At 69.9% G+C, this 14,614-nt stretch carries 15 protein-coding genes; 3 read left to right on the top strand and 12 right to left on the bottom strand.

Features of this window, described 5'->3' with window-relative positions; genetic code table 11:
* Positions 1-6 precede the first annotated feature (6 nt).
* Positions 7-621 carry a glyoxalase gene (locus AB0L00_RS23440; RefSeq protein ID WP_364437827.1) on the bottom strand — a complete coding sequence of 205 codons (615 nt, stop codon included), beginning with the start codon at positions 619-621 and terminating at the stop codon, positions 7-9.
* Between the two features lie 265 nt (positions 622-886).
* Here AB0L00_RS23440 and AB0L00_RS23435 point away from each other — a divergent pair, with 265 nt between their 5' ends.
* Positions 887-1,816: an AraC family transcriptional regulator gene (locus AB0L00_RS23435; RefSeq protein ID WP_364437824.1), complete on the top strand. Its 930-nt coding sequence runs from the start codon at positions 887-889 to the stop codon at positions 1,814-1,816.
* A gap of 9 nt (positions 1,817-1,825) precedes the next feature.
* Positions 1,826-2,278 (top strand): SRPBCC family protein, encoded by a 453-nt coding sequence (locus AB0L00_RS23430; RefSeq protein ID WP_364437821.1) that lies wholly within the window; start codon positions 1,826-1,828, stop codon positions 2,276-2,278.
* 20 nt (positions 2,279-2,298) lie between these two features.
* Here the strand turns inward: AB0L00_RS23430 and AB0L00_RS23425 are convergent, their stop codons facing one another.
* The 6 genes from AB0L00_RS23425 to AB0L00_RS23400 form a co-directional block, all read right to left on the bottom strand.
* Complete coding sequence (locus AB0L00_RS23425; protein WP_364437819.1) at positions 2,299-3,168, bottom strand: hypothetical protein; 870 nt, start codon at positions 3,166-3,168, stop codon at positions 2,299-2,301.
* Between the two features lie 382 nt (positions 3,169-3,550).
* A complete protein-coding gene (locus tag AB0L00_RS23420) occupies positions 3,551-5,662 on the bottom strand; it encodes a hypothetical protein (RefSeq protein WP_364437816.1) in 2,112 nt (703 codons plus the stop codon).
* Positions 5,659-6,276 carry a hypothetical protein gene (locus AB0L00_RS23415; RefSeq protein ID WP_364437813.1) on the bottom strand — a complete coding sequence of 206 codons (618 nt, stop codon included), beginning with the start codon at positions 6,274-6,276 and terminating at the stop codon, positions 5,659-5,661. Before AB0L00_RS23415 ends, AB0L00_RS23420 begins: the two co-directional genes overlap by 4 nt.
* The gene (locus AB0L00_RS23410) at positions 6,273-7,898 is read right to left on the bottom strand and encodes a PrsW family glutamic-type intramembrane protease (RefSeq protein WP_364437811.1); all 1,626 of its coding nucleotides are present in this window, start codon (positions 7,896-7,898) and stop codon (positions 6,273-6,275) included. The genes AB0L00_RS23415 and AB0L00_RS23410 overlap by 4 nt, the downstream gene beginning before the upstream one ends.
* Positions 7,895-8,263 carry a PT domain-containing protein gene (locus AB0L00_RS23405; RefSeq protein WP_364437809.1) on the bottom strand — a complete coding sequence of 123 codons (369 nt, stop codon included), beginning with the start codon at positions 8,261-8,263 and terminating at the stop codon, positions 7,895-7,897. Before AB0L00_RS23405 ends, AB0L00_RS23410 begins: the two co-directional genes overlap by 4 nt.
* Before the next feature lie 208 nt (positions 8,264-8,471).
* A complete protein-coding gene (locus AB0L00_RS23400) occupies positions 8,472-10,079 on the bottom strand; it encodes a TerD family protein (RefSeq protein WP_364437806.1) in 1,608 nt (535 codons plus the stop codon).
* A gap of 122 nt (positions 10,080-10,201) precedes the next feature.
* On the opposite strand from AB0L00_RS23400, the gene AB0L00_RS23395 reads away from it, so the two are divergent.
* The gene (locus tag AB0L00_RS23395; protein WP_364437803.1) at positions 10,202-10,360 is read left to right on the top strand and encodes a hypothetical protein; all 159 of its coding nucleotides are present in this window, start codon (positions 10,202-10,204) and stop codon (positions 10,358-10,360) included.
* 40 nt (positions 10,361-10,400) lie between these two features.
* On the opposite strand, the gene AB0L00_RS23390 is transcribed toward AB0L00_RS23395, so the two are convergent.
* The 5 genes from AB0L00_RS23390 to AB0L00_RS23370 all read right to left on the bottom strand — a co-directional run bounded on the left by AB0L00_RS23390 (position 10,401) and on the right by AB0L00_RS23370 (position 14,542).
* Positions 10,401-11,630 carry a cytochrome P450 gene (locus AB0L00_RS23390; RefSeq protein WP_364437801.1) on the bottom strand — a complete coding sequence of 410 codons (1,230 nt, stop codon included), beginning with the start codon at positions 11,628-11,630 and terminating at the stop codon, positions 10,401-10,403.
* A gap of 114 nt (positions 11,631-11,744) precedes the next feature.
* Positions 11,745-11,945 (bottom strand): ferredoxin, encoded by a 201-nt coding sequence (locus AB0L00_RS23385; RefSeq protein ID WP_364437798.1) that lies wholly within the window; start codon positions 11,943-11,945, stop codon positions 11,745-11,747.
* Complete coding sequence (locus tag AB0L00_RS23380) at positions 11,929-12,615, bottom strand: TetR/AcrR family transcriptional regulator (protein ID WP_364437796.1); 687 nt, start codon at positions 12,613-12,615, stop codon at positions 11,929-11,931. Before AB0L00_RS23380 ends, AB0L00_RS23385 begins: the two co-directional genes overlap by 17 nt.
* A 10-nt stretch (positions 12,616-12,625) precedes the next feature.
* Positions 12,626-13,744 carry a cytochrome P450 gene (locus tag AB0L00_RS23375; RefSeq protein ID WP_364437793.1) on the bottom strand — a complete coding sequence of 373 codons (1,119 nt, stop codon included), beginning with the start codon at positions 13,742-13,744 and terminating at the stop codon, positions 12,626-12,628.
* A gap of 201 nt (positions 13,745-13,945) precedes the next feature.
* Positions 13,946-14,542 (bottom strand): TetR/AcrR family transcriptional regulator, encoded by a 597-nt coding sequence (locus tag AB0L00_RS23370; protein ID WP_364437790.1) that lies wholly within the window; start codon positions 14,540-14,542, stop codon positions 13,946-13,948.
* Between the last annotated feature and the right edge of the window lie 72 nt (positions 14,543-14,614).

The following is a 14,614-nucleotide window of genomic DNA, read 5'->3' as shown; positions in this document are numbered from 1 at the left end:
GCCGGTTCACAGCGACGCCGCCTCCCACGCGAACCCGTCCGGGTCGGTGAACGGCCCGGCGTCGCCGCCGATCACGATCCGGTGCGATCCGGTGCCGTCGGGAGAGACACCGGCGTCCTTGGCAAGGGCTCGGCGTCCGTAGAGCGCCAGCTTGACCGGACTGGACTCGGTGGCGAACTCGACGTACTTGCGGCCGAAGCTCTTCGCCACGGTGAGGCCGCGGTCGAGGTAGAACCGCTTGCTCGCGGCCACGTCCGCGACTCCCAGCAGGAGCACCATCTGGTCGATCTGCCGAGTGGCCGGGCCGGTGTCCTTCTTCGCCGAGGTCGCGACCTTCCAGATCGCTCCGTCCGGGGCCTGTACGACGCCGCCGTAACCCCACAGCGACTTCGTGGCCGGCTTCAGCGCCGAGGCGCCGGCGTCGAGTGCGGCGCCGATGAGGCCGTCGACGTCGGCCGGCTGGGAGACCGTGAGCGACAGCGTGAACCCACGGAAGCCGGTCGTCGCCGCTTCCGAGGCCCGCAGGCGTATTTCAGTGTCCAAACCGAAGGCTTCGCCGTAGAAGCCGTTGACGGCGGTGGGGTCGGTCACCTCAAGGGTGACGGATTCGATCGAGGTCATGACGATCAGGCTAGGAGCGGCTCCGTGACGCGCGCTTCTTGATTCCTGACCGGTCCGGCCGGTTCCGCTCCCCAGCCGGAGGCCTTCGCCATCACGTACCTTCCGTCACGCGACCTGACCCCACCTGCCCGGGCAGTACGGCTGGGTCATGCGTGGGCGTGGAGGCCCTGGATGGCCGCAGTGATCCCCTTCTGGTCGTAGCCGCCGGTGAGCGCCCACCCGGCGGTCGGTGTGCTCGCCGAGCGCCGACCGTAGACTCGCGGGGGTGTTCGACTCGCCTGACTTCGATCTGGCGCCGTACGCCGGGTTCGACATGGCAAGGTTCGTACGGCGCACCTATTGCAGTTGGCAGGACGCCGGCTGGCGGTCGCTGCTCGTCCAGCGCTTCACCCACGCGCGGGAGGCGGAGCACCTTCCACTGCCCGGGGTGTCCGATCTGCATCTCGTGCTCTGCACGAGCGGGGACGCGATGATGCGGATACGCGACGGCGGGAAGGCGAGCCGGCGACGCTGGGCGTCCGGCCGCCTGGAACTCGTGGTCCCCGGCCACTCGACCGTTCGCAGTTACCGCGCGGCGTCGGCGATGCACAGCGTCCAGGTGCACATTCCGCGGGCGACCGTCGATCGGGCCGCGGCCGAGCTGGGAGGTCCGGGACCGGACTTCGAAGCGCTGTCCGCCGTCCTGAGCGCGGGCGACGCGGTCGTCGAACACGTCATACGCGCGCTGCCGGCCGCCGGGGGCGCGAATGACCTGTACGCGGAATCGGCCGCGGCCTTCCTCGCGACACATCTGCTGACTCAAGGCAGAGACCACCGCGTACCGGGTCCCGAGCACACGGCCGTCCGCAACGGCATCGCGGTCATGCGAGAGCGTCTGGCCCACCCGCTGACGCTCGCCGACATCGCCGCCGAAGTGCATCTGAGCGTGTACCACTTCATCCGCGTGTTCCGGGAAGCCACCGGCGAGACGCCGCATCGATTTCTCACCCGGCTGCGGATCGAGCAGGCGCGGCGGTTGCTCGCCGGCACGGATCTCACCATCGGGCAGATCGCCGAACGCTGCGGCTTCTCCAGCCCCGGCAGCCTGTCCTCGGCCTTCCTGGCGCACGTCGGCGTACGGCCGTCGGCGTACCGCAAGATCTCATCGACAGGTGGGCAATCCCGCGCATGTCCCGAGCCGGCCGCGCCGTCCTAACGTCAAGGCGTGCCGTACACCTACGCTGTGACCTCGCATTCGCCGGCGAACCCCGGCGCCGTCTTCACGGTGCTCGTCCATGGGGCCACCTGGCCGTCGTGGTCGCCGATCGACGCCGTTCAGATCGAGGGCGGCGGCGACCCCGAAGGCCCGCAGCAGGTCGGCGACACCCGGGTCTTCCGCACCGGCCGGGCGGTCTCCCGGGAACGCATCGTCGAACTGGTCGCCGACCGGCGGTTCGGCTACGAGAACGTGAGCGGCCCGTTCCGGTCTTATCGAGGCACCGTCGAACTCGCCGAGGCACCGCGGGGTGGCACCGACATCACCTGGTCGGCGGCCTTCGAGCCGAAGCTGCGCCTCTCCGGGCCCTTCTGGCGGTGGTACCTGACCCGCTTCATGCAGCGGATGGCCGATGGCCTGGCCGAATACGCCGGCGCGGCGACGGACCGCAACCCGGCCTGAACCGACCCCCGTCCAGAGGCTCAGGAGATCTGGGTGATCGCCGTGACCGGCCGCCGGTTGTTCCGGATGTGGGCCCAGCCCATGAGGGTGAAAAGGACGGCGAGCAGCACAGCGGATGAGCCGGCGGTGCCGAGGGCGAGGCCGCCTTTCGCCGTCGGTTTAGTGAGGAGATCGCCGGCCGTGGCGCCGAACGGGCGGGTCAGGACGAAGGCGACCCAGAACAGCAGTACGTTCGGCACCGCGGGCACGTATCTGAGTGCGAGAAGCGCGGCGAGCAGCCCGGTGATGAGCAGGGCGGCGCCGCCGTAGCCGAGGCCTGAGCTGTCCGACAGGAAGTCGCCCATCGAGGTGCCGAGCGTGTTGGAGACGAGGATCGCCGACCAGAACAGCGTTTCGCCGCGGAAGGTGTCGATGTCGCGAATCGCAAAGGTCAGCCCCGTGAATTTCCAGGCCACGAAGACGGCGATGAGGATCGAGATCAGAATCGCGGCGCCGACCGGGTAATCCAGGCCGAGACCTTGTGGTCCCCAGCCGAGCGATTTTGCTCCTTCGGGAAGGTATTTGGTGCTTGCGTCGCGGTTCATGAAGTCCGATGTCGTGGTGCCGACCATGCTCGTGGACAGGATCACCGTCCAGTAGAACAGCGGGTTGTACCGCTTTGAAGCGAGCTGGATGATCAGCGTGACGACGAAGATGAGGAACAGGGCGGTCGTCGTGAGGAAGTAGCCCAGCTTCAGCGTCTGGGCAAACAGGTCGCCCGCCGTCTCGCCGAGCGTCGTCGCAGCGATCTTCATTGTCCAGAAGGCCAGAGTGACCTCTGGCAATTTCTTCACCGCGTATCGGCCGGTAGCGGCGATGCCGGCTTCGATCAAGGTCTCCGGCCTCGTCATCCGTTCCCCCAGAGCTCAACGGGTCGGCAGGTGCGTACGGCTTGGCCGGACAACGGCTGCCGATCGGTGGCGTTGTCGTGATCTGCGCCGGATCAGGCCCCTGTGGCCGGTTCCGAACGCAGGAGGCGGCGAACTGCGGTGGCCGGAGCCGGAGCTACCGGTCAGTGGTCACACCACTGCGCGGGAAACCGCACCTCTCCGCATCCGCTCGCCTACTGTCAGACAACCTACTACACGGGTAGTAGTGATGCCTGGAAACGATCTGGCGTGTTGTCCGATCGGAGCGGGCCGTACGAGGGGCCGGCCCGCCGCTCGTCCACGGTGCGATGAGGGCGTCGCACCCGCCGGTAGGCGTGGTCGCGTCGGCGGGCATGGTCCGGGCTCATGCCTGCGGGCGCCTGCGACCCGCTCCGGTACGGATTCCGAAGGTGGCCACGATCAACGCGACGACCAGGACGACCGCGATCGCCGTGCGGCTGCTGACGAGGGACCGCATCGCGTTGCTCAAGCGGGCCAGCGGACCGGGATCCGGCGCGGGGTCCGACTGACCCAGCCAGATGGTGCCGTCCGGTGCGGCGGCCGGACGGGCGCCGGACGCCCGCACGGTCTGCGTCAGCCGGGGATGCTCCCGGTCCATCTGTGCGGCGCTGATCGCCGTGGAGCCGACGTTCTTGAAGTCGACGCCGCCGAGCTTGATCTCCGTAATGGAGCCGCCCTTGCCGGTCTGGTGGTAGGTGAACTCGCCGTCCTGGATCGAGTGGACGTAGCTGTCGAACACCTGCTTGGGCCGCCAGCCGCCCTGGAGCTTGGCGGGACCGAGGTCCCCGGAGTCGACCAGCTTGTCGAAGGAGGTGGGATGCCCCTCCTGGTGCCGCTTTCGGATCCACTGCGCGATGACCCGGGCGAGGAAGGCGCGGCGGATGGGCGCGTACTCCGGCAGGGTGTTGAGGGCCTCCGCGACCTTCGGCACCACCATCGTCTGTTCGAGGCGTTCGTTGCGGGCGTCGCTCTCCGGGCTGGAGTGGCAGGGTCGCGACAGGCCGTCGATGTGCATGGACTGGGCCTTGACCGCGAGCGTCGCCTTGAGGATGTAGAGGGACGAGCCGGCCTCGCGGACCTGGACGTCGCCCGGGACGATCCAGAAGCGCGAGGTGTAGCAGGAGCTGCCGGACTTCCCGAAGGCCCGCCAATAGCGCGCGCCGAAGGCGGTGTTCGGGTCGAGCAGCCTGCTCGACGTGCGCTTCATCGCGAAGTCGGCCTCGAGCAGCGCACGGCCCGCGTTGGTCTGGCCGAGCTGGGGGTCAACGATCTTGTCCGGCTGCGTGGGGTTGAGGTTGACCCAGAACTTGCTCGGGTCCAGAACCAGCCAGGTCCGCAGGTCCGCGGTGCTGGTCGCGGCGATGTCCAGGCCGGTGAGAGGGCTCTGTTCGAGGCCGGGTGCCGCCGGGCGCGCGGAGAAGGAGTACTTCACGCCACCGGACCCAGGGTCGGACAGGTACTGCATCTGCAGGGTGGAGAAGTCGACGCCGCCCAGGTCCTTGGACTCGAGGGCGCTGGAGAGTCCGTCGTTGCCGCCGCACGGGCCGGCGGCCGACACCGCCGCCGGTGCCACGCCCGCTACACCGTCCAGGATGCCGGCGTGTCCTGGAGGGCACTTCAGTCCCAGGTTGGCGCGGCGCTCTTGCTGTTTCTTCTTTTTGGCGTCTTCCGCCGCCGTGTTCACGGCGGCCAGCTCGTCAAGGAGCGCGAGCCGGTCACTGACGACCTTGATGCCGGCCTTCTGGAATTTGGCGGCCAGTTGGTCCTTCAGACCTTTGGGGGCGAACACGATGACGGGCTTCCCGCTCGGATTGGCCAGCGGGTTTCTCACCAGACCCTCGCGCTTGTCCGTGCCCAGGATCTGGGTGGATTTGCCGGAGCCCTCGCCGGCGGTCACCTCGATGACGGCCGTCGCGGTCTCGATGTCGATCTCGGCGTCACGGTTCTTTCCGTCGCCCTGCTGCTGTCGGTGATACCTGTCCAGCGGCGACTCGCGGAACTTCTCGTTGAACGCGGTGACCTGGGGGCGGATCCAGTTCGCGACGACGGCTTCCCAGTAGCGTTCGCCCTGTTGCTTGCTACCGGTCGGCTGCTGGAGCGCATTGTCGATCTTCGCATCTATCACCCGGCGGCTTTGCTGGTCGGCCAGGTTCTGCAGGGCGCTCGCGGCGTTCCGGTTCGTGGCCGAGGGGTCGTGCTCCACGGCGGTGCGCGCGTTGAACGCCAGCTGTCGCAGAGCGGCGATCTCCTTGCCGGCCGCATCGAAATCGTTGTTCTTGAGGTCCGCGTCGATCCGCTGCACGATCTCGCCGGCGTCCTGATCGGCACGCTCCCCCAGCGCGACCGTACCGGCGGTGGCCGATGACGCGAGCGCCCCGGGCGCTGCCGAGACGAAGGCGGCGGCGACCGCCGCGACCGCGGCGAGGTGTCGCCATCGAACGGGGCGGCTGGTCATCGGTCTTCGGTCCGTTCGCTGTTGGAAGGTGGTGCGGCAGGGCCGCCCTGGTGCCGGCCGCCCGGACCGGGAGGCGGCGGGTTGACGTAGCCGGGCATGGGGGGCGGGGGTGGCACGGCCGGAGGCAGCATGTCGGGGCCCCGGTACGGCGCGCCGAGACCTGAGTAGGGCACGGCGCCAGGGGCGGGGTGCTGACCGGCCGGGCCGGGGCCGCCGGGGCCGGGATACGGCGGGGCGGCGGGGTTCGGCGAGGGCGGCCAGACGACGGCGGCTCGGAGGTAGCCGGTGAGGATCGCGCGCCGGGCGCCGGCCTGGTCCGGGGCGGGCGTGGCGGTGAGCGCCGTGCCGCGCCGTACGGTGCGCACTCCGGCGATGCCGAGGGCGGCGATGGCCAGGGCGACGACGAAGGTGACGCCGGCGTACGAGGTGTCGTCTCTGCAAGGCTTTCCGAGGCCCGAGCCCGGATTCTTGTAGTCGACCTTGATGTTCGGACGGTAGTCGTAGCTGACGATGCAGGCCGAGGCGGGCCGTGCCGTCAGCGGCGGCGTGAGCGCGGCCAGGAAGGCCGCCGCCAGGACGAGAAGGGCCGTACGGCCGAGCCGGCGGGAGGTCATGACGCGGCCGCCGTCCGGATCGGTGCGGCGCCCGCCTTGAGTCGCAACACCTTCGCGCGCAAACGATCACCCTCCTCGCGATCGGCCGGGGTCTCGCCTGGATCGGCCTGTTGCCGTTCGAACCGCCATCCCGCCAGGTCGAGCTGGGCCGACTGAAGGCGGAGCAGCGCCACCGCCGCCGCGCGGCCGTACCACCTCCAGGTGTTCACCACCGCCCACCAGCGCAGGGCCGGATCAGCCAGGAAGGGCACCTCCGGCGGGGAGATCGCCCCGCCGGCCGCGGCCTCGGCGGACACTGCGGCGTACGCGGCCGAGGCCCGCGCACGCCGCCCGGCGATCAGCATCAGCACGGCGAGGAAGATGAACGGCGACTGCGGGAGCAGCCAGAGCCCCGGGGAGACCACCAGCGTGTCGAAGGTGGTTCCGGCGTCAACGCTGTCGGCGGTCAGATGTGAGAGCCAGGACGCGAGGATCTCGTAGGACGCCGCGCCGCCGATCGCGGTCGCGAAGGACGTCGCGACGACGAGCCTGCGACGCGCCGCCGGCGGACCGGGCAGGCCGCCGCGCCGCATCTGGGCGGCGAGGCCGAACCCCGCGCCGAGCAGCGCGCCCCACGCGACGGTCCCGCCGAAGAGCGTGACGACCTGCCGGAGCCAGAACTCGAAGCCGAACGTGGAGCCGAGGGACGAGCCGAACGAGCCGTAGACCTTGATGAAGACGGTGCTCTCGACGAAGTTGTCGCCGAGCCCGATGGCGGCGCCGATGATCAGGCCGGTCAGGGCGTCGGTGACCCTGTGCCGCAGGAGCAGCAGCGCCAGGACGACACCGGCCGCCACCACCAGCGCGTTCGCCACACCCCAGTGCACCGCCATCAGGTCCGTGATCCGGTAGAACTTCGCGATCGACCCCCAGACGGCATTGAGGTCGGTGAGAGAGCGCTGATCTGCGATGGTGCCGTCGGCGTTGAGGTATCCCTTGAACATGTAGCCGTAGACGGTCGTGATCCCCAGCCCGGTGTAGACGCGGCCGGCCCCGTACACGATCAGTGCGCCCCAGCCGAACGCTGCCAGCAGCGTGGACAACGGCAGCCTGGCGAAGCGCTGGCAGAAGTGCAGCAGTGTCAGCGCGGCGGCGGTGGCGGGCACGCAGGCCAGCGCGACCAGCGGGTAGCTCAGCAGCGTCGAGAAAGTGAGCAGGGAGAACGGGCCGATCACGGCCGTCAGGGTCACCCAGGTCAGGGCGACCGCGCGACGCCCCTCGGCTCGGGTGATCGTCCCGAACACCTGGACCAGGACGCCGATCACGATGCCCGCGAGCACGGCCCAGAAGATCAGGCGCGGCGTGGCCATCATCCGGTTGTAACCGTCGTACAGCCCGTTGTTGTTGAGACTCTCCTTGAGTATCCGTCCGGTGGTCTTCGGCATCTCCATGAAGATCGAGAGCGCCGGCTCGCCGGGCATCACGTGCGGCCGCGTGAGGTTGAGCAGCAGCTCGAGCAGGTACACGGCGATCATCAGCCGGGCGACCAGCAGCGCCCTCGCCCGCGCCTGCACGTCGTCGCGGATGCGCGCCAGCAGGACGACCTTGGGGGCCCGCGCCGTCGCGGGTGGCGCGGCGATCACCGGACACCGCCGGGGACCACGGCCGAGCCCGGCTCGGCGTGCGGAATCTTGGCCGACGCGGCGGTCGGGAAGCTCGTGGGGAAGTTGGTCGGCAAGTTCGTGGGGTAGTTGGTCGGGAAGTTCGTGGGGAGGCCGGTCGGCAAGTTCGTGGGAAAGTTCGTAGGGAAGTTGGACGGCAGGGTCGTGGGGTAGCCGGAGGGAAGCGTCGGTATCGCCGGCAGCTTCGGCATCTTGGGTGTGCTCGGATCGTTGAGCCCGCCCAGCCCGACCACCAGGGCCATCCCCAGCACCATCACGCCGATCACCGAGCCGGCGGTCAGCAGGAAGACCTGCGAGCGCGGGCCCGCCTCGGCCGCATCGGTCACGCCATTCATGTCCTCGAGCCCATCGTCGCTTCCGGATACTAGAAAGACACTAGTGTCTCTATGACCCGGAAGGACAGCACTCGGCGGCCTCTTCCTCATCGCCCCGCCGCTACAGCCCGATCACGATGCCCCCGGAGGCCCCGGCCGGAGCCTCCCCCGTTCGCCGGGTCGGCGCGAGTGCGCCTACCAGGCCGACGGGTTCAGCTGCTCACAGGTGCGGCAGGATGTGCGGCATCAGGTCCTGGAAGGTGCGGCCGTTGGCCGGCTCGCCCACGGCCTTCATCTGCCAGCCGGAGCCGGCGCGCTGCACCTTGGCCATGATCTGCCCGGTGTGCTGCCCGCCGCCGGTGAGGGTGTAGCGCGCCAGCTCCTGGCCGTTGGTCTCGTCCACCAGCCGACAGAACGTGTTCTGTACCTCGGCGAAGGTCTGGCCGGTGAAGGAGCTCACCGTGAAGATGATCTGGTTGATGTGCGCCGGCACCCGCTGTAGGTCGACCAGGATGGCCTCGTCGTCGCCGCCCACCAGGTCGTCGCCCGTGTGGCGCACCGAGCCGTCGTCGCTGACCAGGTGGTGGAAGAAGACGACGTCCACCGGCTGCTCGTCGGCGAACAGGACAGCCGAGGCGTCGAGGTCGATCGCCCCTGTGCGGGAACCGAACAGCCCGCGGCGAGGAGCCGCCTGCCAGCCGAGCACCATCCGCACCGCGGTCAGCGTGCCCCCGTCGCCCTTCTGCAGGCTGATGGCCTGTCTCTTGGACAGGTCGACCGTGCCGCCAAGGCGTGCCGGGGTGGTCATGGATGCCGGGGGGACGCTGTTGGGCCCGGGGGCGGAGACCACGGGTGGGAGCGGCGTCGTGCCTGGGGTTGTGAAGGGCCGGGTTCCGTCGTGTGCCGGGGGTCGGGGCTCGGGTGCGTGGTCGAGTCGGCGTAGTGCCTGGGCGAGGTCGGTGGCGTTCGGGTACCGCTGGGTGGGGTCCTTGTGCAGCAGGGTGAGGACGAGGTCGTTCCAGGCGGGTGGGGTGTCCGGGGCGACCGAGCTGGGGGCGGGGGGTTCCTGGGTGAGGTGGGCCGAGAGGTAGCCCACGGTGTCGGGGGCCTGGAAGGGCAGCCGGCCGGTGATCAGCTCGAAGAGCAGGCAGCCGAGTGCGTACAGGTCGCTGCGCGGTTCCGGGAGGCCACGTGCCTGTTCGGGGGCCATGTACGGGGGCGTGCCCACGATGAAGCCGGTCTGGGTGATGCGGTCCGCAGTCGCGTAGGGGTCGGCCGCCCGCGCGACGCCGAAGTCGAGGACCTTCACGATGCCCGAAGGCGTGATGAGGATGTTGGACGGCTTGATGTCCCGGTGCATGATTCCGGCGTTGTGCGCGTCAGCGAGCGCGTCGCAGATCTGCGCGCCCCAGCGGGCGGCCTCCGGCAGGGTGACGGCGCCTCGGCGCCGGATCGCGTCCAGGCCTTCGCCTCGGACCAGTTCCATCACCAGGAACGGAACCCTGTCGCCCTCGGTGCCGGTCTCGCCGAGGTCGTGGACGGTCACGATGTTGGGGTGCTGCAGCCGGGCGGTGATCCGTGCCTCGCGCAGGAACCTGGCGCGTGCCTCGTCGCCGCGGCCTCCGCCACCGGCGAGCAGGGAGATCACCTTGACCGCGACGCGCCGGCCCAGCGTTTCGTCCTGCGCCTCCCATACCTGCCCCATGCCGCCCTCACCGAGCTGCCGCACCAACCGGTAACGACCCCCGAGAAGCCGATCCCGCACTGCCACCCCCCGTTTCACACATTCCTGACCCGCCTGCCCGCGAACCAGCGCGATGAGAATCATGACGCGATCGCGAAGGCGAGACGCCCGTTACCCAGAGACCCACCGAACGACGGGGATCGCCGAACCGCCCCAAAACAGACACTGGGCGTCCCCGGCGGAACCGAGAACGCCCAGGCGTCGGCATGCTCGCGCCGGCCCTCTGCACCCATCTGGTCCGGCTCGTCCGCGCCGGCGACCACGCCGAGGCGGACCGGCGACAGCGCGACGTCGACCGGCTCACCGACCTGTTCGGCGTCCGCCCGGGCGCCGGCGGCATCGTCGTGCGTCAGGCCCCGCGATGACGGCCCGTCCGCCCGACGCCGTGAGCGGGGGCGTCGTGGATCACCAGGAGACGGGGAGTTCGTAGACGCCGTAGACGGATCCGTCGTGCTTGAACGGGATCTGCTCCAGGCCGGCGGCGAGCCGGAGAGTCGGGATGCGCTTGTAGAGGGTGCCGTAGACGACCTGAAGCTCCATCCGGGCCAGCGGCTGGCCGAGGCACTGGTGCACGCCGAAGCCGAACGCGACGTGGTGGCGTGCGCCACGCCGGAGGTCCAGCCGGTCGGGGTCCTCGAAGACGTCGGGGTCGCGGTTGCCGATGTCGTTGGGCAGGATGACGCCCTCGCCGGCGCGGATGGTCTGCCCGGCGATCTCGATGTCCTCCAACGCGACCCGACGCCGTCCGTTGTGCGTGATGTGGAGGTAGCGCAGCAGTTCCTCGACCGCCGAGGCGACGAGCTTCGGGTCGTCGGTGTCGCGCAGCAGGGCGAGCTGGTCGGGGTGCTCCAGCAGCGCGAGGGTGCCCAAGGCGATCATGTTCGCGGTGGTCTCGTGTCCGGCGATCAGCAGGAGCACGCCGATCGCCGAGGCGTCCTGCCGGGTCAGCTCGCCGGACGTGATCCGCTCGGTCAGCCGGGACAGCAGGTCGTCGCCGGGGTCGTCGATCTTCTCGCCCACCAGGCGGTCCAGGTAGTCGCGGAGGTTCTTGCTCGCCGCCGCTCGATGCTCCGGCGTCGCGGTCCGCTTGATGATGGTCTTGCTGTTGGCCTGGAAGAAGTCGTGGTCGGCGTACGGTACGCCGAGCAGCCGGCAGATGACCAGGGAGGGCACGGGCAGGGCGAACGCCTCCACCAGGTCCACCGGCTTCGGGCCGGCCAGCATCTCGTCGATCAGGTCGTCCACGATCCTCTGCACCATCGGACGCATGGCCTCGACCCGCTTGATGGCGAACGGGGCGGTCACCATCCGGCGCAGGCGGGCGTGCTCGGGATCGTCCATCAGGATGAAGCCGATCTTCGGACCGCCCGGTTGGATCGGCGCCGATCGCGGATAGCCGGGGCGTTCGGCGTCGGAGCTGATCCGCGGGTCGGCCAGCAGCGTCCGCTGGTCGGCGTAGCGGGTCACGAGCCACGAGGTGCTGCCGTCCTCCAACCGGACCCTGGTCAGCGGGCCCCGCCGCTGTTGGGCCATCAGGTCCGGGGGCGGATCGAACGGGCAGCCCGCCGCCCGGGCCATCGGGTACTCGGGGATCTCGGCCGACTCCGGGCCGGACTGCTGCAATGCGCTGGTCATCGCTTCTCCCTTCCGGTTCTCTGGTCGCTCGGTCGTCGCGGCCCGGTCGTCGCGGCTCGCTCAGTCGGCTCGCTCAGCCGGATCGCTCATCGCGGATCGCTCATCGCGGCGCGGTCATCGCGGCTCGCTCAGCAGGATCGCGCCGGCGGGGCAGATGTCGGCGGCCTCACGGACCGCGGCGTGCATGCGCTCGGCGGGCCGCTCGTCGAGCAGGACGACGATCCCGTCCTCGTCCCGCTGGTCGAACACCTCCGGCGCGAGCAGGACGCAGTTGCCGGCGCTGCAGCACTTGTCCTGGTCAACGGACACTCTCATCGTCGTTCTCCTTCGAGTCGTCGCGGGCCGGCGTGACCGGGGCGAGCAGCAGCCCGACGATCGCGTCGGTCAGCCCGGTCGCCGCGTCCTGCCAGCTCGACCGGGCGGTGGGCGTGCCGTCCGCGAGTGCGCGTTCGCGTTCGGCGGTCATGTGCACGAGCAGCTGGCGGATCATCTCGTCGCGCTCGGCGCGCACCTCGGGCGGCAGTTCGGGAATGCACCGGTTCAGCCCGTCCACGGCCTGGCGCAGCATCGGCCGGCTGAGCGAGTCCTCGGCCATGACGGCGCGCAGTTCGGGGTCGGTCATCACCTGCGCCCCGAACCGCGCGAACCAGCTGGGGCTGCCCAGCGAGGCCAGATGTTCGATGTTCGGACGTACCAGGCAATCGACCCAATCTCGTGCGTTCGTGGAGCCGACGGCCTCGGCCACCATCCGGGAGCGGATCCGCTCGATGTCGTCGGTGTGCCTGCGGACGATCGCGCGGATCAGCTCGGTCTTGGTGCCGAAGTGATAGCCGACCGCGGCCGTGTTGCCCTGGCCGGCGGCCTCGCTGATCTGGCGGTTGGACACGGCGATCAGCCCGTGCTCGGCGAACAGCCGCTCCGCCGCGGCCAGGATCGCCTCGCGCGTCGCGAGCACCCGTTCGGCCCGTACCGTTCCGCCCGCCATGGTCGGCTCCTCACCATCGGACCGGCAGGCCGCGCAGCCCGCCGACGACCAGCCCCTCGATTCGCTGGAGATTCTCGGCCTCGACGGCGAGGTCCAGGGACGGCAGGCGGTCGAGCAGCACGCCGAGCACGATCTGCAGTTCGGTGCGGGCCAGCGCCTGCCCGAGGCAGGAGTGCGCCCCGCTGCCGAAGGCCAGGTGCGGGTTCGGGCTGCGGGCCAGGTCCATCTCGTCGGCCCGCTCGAAGGCGGTCTCATCCCGGTTGGCCGCGGCCATGTCGCACAAAACGGTGGTGCCGTCGGTGACGAGCGTGTCGCCGATCTCGACGTCCTGGTCGATGTAGCGGACCATGCCGAGTCCGAGATTGCTGTCGAACCGCAGCGCCTCCTCGACCGCGGTACGGATCAGGGACCGGTCGGCCAGCAGCCGCTCCCAGCGCCGTCGGTCGGCGAGCAGCATGGCCACCATCTTGGCGATCATGTTCGCGGTGGTCTCGTGCCCGGCGACCAGCAGGCCCTGGCCGGTGGCCACCAGTTCCGCCTCGGTGAGCCCGCGGCCCTCGGCGTCGGTCGCGACGATGAGCCGGCTGAGCAGGTCATCGCCGGGCTCGGCCCGGCGCGCGGTGATGTGGCCCGCCATGTACTCGTTGAACTCCGCTTGCGCGACCCTCATCTGGTCGTCGGTGTAGCGGGTCAGGTTGAGCATGGTGTCCGACCAGCGGGCGAATCGGTCCCGGTCCGACTCGGGGACACCGAGGAGGTCGCAGATCACCCACACCGGCAGCGGGAACGCCAGGCCCGCCTTGAGATCCGCCGGCTGTCCCTCCTCCACCATCGCGTCGACGAGCCGGCCGGCCATGGCCTCGATCCGCGGTCGCGTCGCCGTCATCCGCTTGGCGGTGAACCACCGGCTCACCAGCCGCCGCCATCTCAGGTGCTCTTGCCCTCCCTGCGGGAGCGTGTTGGCCATCTCGTTGTTGAAGAGTCCGCCGGACTCGGTGTCGGTGATCCGGGCGGCGCCGGGCGCGTTGAGCCGACGGCCGAACCGCGGATCGGACAGCACCTGCTTGACGTCCGCGTACCGGGTGAGCAGCGACATCTCGTCTCCGCTGGGCATCGTGACGCGCGCCACCGGGCACTCCCGTCGCAAGGTCGCCCATTCCACCGGGGGCTCCAGGGCCGTCGGACGAGGCAGCGGATAGCTCGGCCTTTGCTCATCGACCTGACTCACAGTGAACCCTTCTGTCGGAGTCGGTTGATGTCGCCAGTGAACCCCCCGTAAGACGGTAAGTCAATCGTTTGATTTAAATTTCGGTAGTGGTGGCGCCGGCAGTCACGTCGCCGAGCCGGGCCGGCGGGTGAAGCCGTGGAGCAGGTCGAGAAGGGTCCGGTTCAGCGTTTCGGGTGAGGCGGGGAGGCGGTCCGCGCCGGTCAAATGGCGGAACACCAGTCCGTCCAGGCAGGCGATGAACAACGGGGCCTGGGTCGCCGGATCGGTGGCGCCCGCGGCGGCGAGGGTGTTCTCCGCCAGCCGGTGGTAATGGTCACGGGCCCGGTCCAGGGCGGCCTGGAGTTCGGGTCGGCGTCCGGCCTCCAGCATGAGTTCGTAGCGGGCCCGCATGCGTTCGCCCGCGGAGGTCGTCCAGTGGCGGACGACGTCGGCGGCGGCTTCGGCGATTTCGGCCGGGACCGCGCTCTGCCCCAGGACCGCGGGCCGCGCGGCGAGGTCGGCGGTGTCCACCTCGACGAGGCGTTCGACCGTCGCCTGCAGCAGCGCCTGACGCGTGCGGAAGTAGTACGAACAGGACCCCTCCGGAAGGTCGGCCGTCTGGTCCACCGCGCGATGGGTCAGCCCGCGCATACCTGCCTGGGCCAGGGTCGTGATCGCCGCGTCCGCCATCTGCTGCCGTCGTGTCGTGGTGTCGGTCACGTCTCGCTCCGCCTGAGTTCATCGGTCTCTACAAGTGTAGAGTGTGCGTCGTCCACTACAGATGTAGAGGAG

The sequence above is a fragment of the Actinoallomurus sp. NPDC052308 genome, from assembly GCF_040679195.1.
In the GTDB taxonomy this organism is placed as follows: domain Bacteria; phylum Actinomycetota; class Actinomycetes; order Streptosporangiales; family Streptosporangiaceae; genus Actinoallomurus; species Actinoallomurus liliacearum.
Note: the sequence above shows the minus strand (reverse complement) of the source record. Positions and strands in the feature narration are given on the sequence as shown.

Coding starts and splice junctions, on each gene's coding strand:
- AB0L00_RS23400 (WP_364437806.1), bottom strand. CDS start 10,079: ATGATTCTCATCGCGCTGGTTCGCGGGCAGGCGGGTCAGGAATGTGTG.
- AB0L00_RS23415 (WP_364437813.1), bottom strand. CDS start 6,276: ATGACCTCCCGCCGGCTCGGCCGTACGGCCCTTCTCGTCCTGGCGGCG.
- AB0L00_RS23390 (WP_364437801.1), bottom strand. CDS start 11,630: ATGACCAGCGCATTGCAGCAGTCCGGCCCGGAGTCGGCCGAGATCCCC.
- AB0L00_RS23425 (WP_364437819.1), bottom strand. CDS start 3,168: ATGACGAGGCCGGAGACCTTGATCGAAGCCGGCATCGCCGCTACCGGC.
- AB0L00_RS23395 (WP_364437803.1), top strand. CDS start 10,202: ATGCTCGCGCCGGCCCTCTGCACCCATCTGGTCCGGCTCGTCCGCGCC.
- AB0L00_RS23420 (WP_364437816.1), bottom strand. CDS start 5,662: ATGACCAGCCGCCCCGTTCGATGGCGACACCTCGCCGCGGTCGCGGCG.
- AB0L00_RS23385 (WP_364437798.1), bottom strand. CDS start 11,945: ATGAGAGTGTCCGTTGACCAGGACAAGTGCTGCAGCGCCGGCAACTGC.
- AB0L00_RS23440 (WP_364437827.1), bottom strand. CDS start 621: ATGACCTCGATCGAATCCGTCACCCTTGAGGTGACCGACCCCACCGCC.
- AB0L00_RS23380 (WP_364437796.1), bottom strand. CDS start 12,615: ATGGCGGGCGGAACGGTACGGGCCGAACGGGTGCTCGCGACGCGCGAG.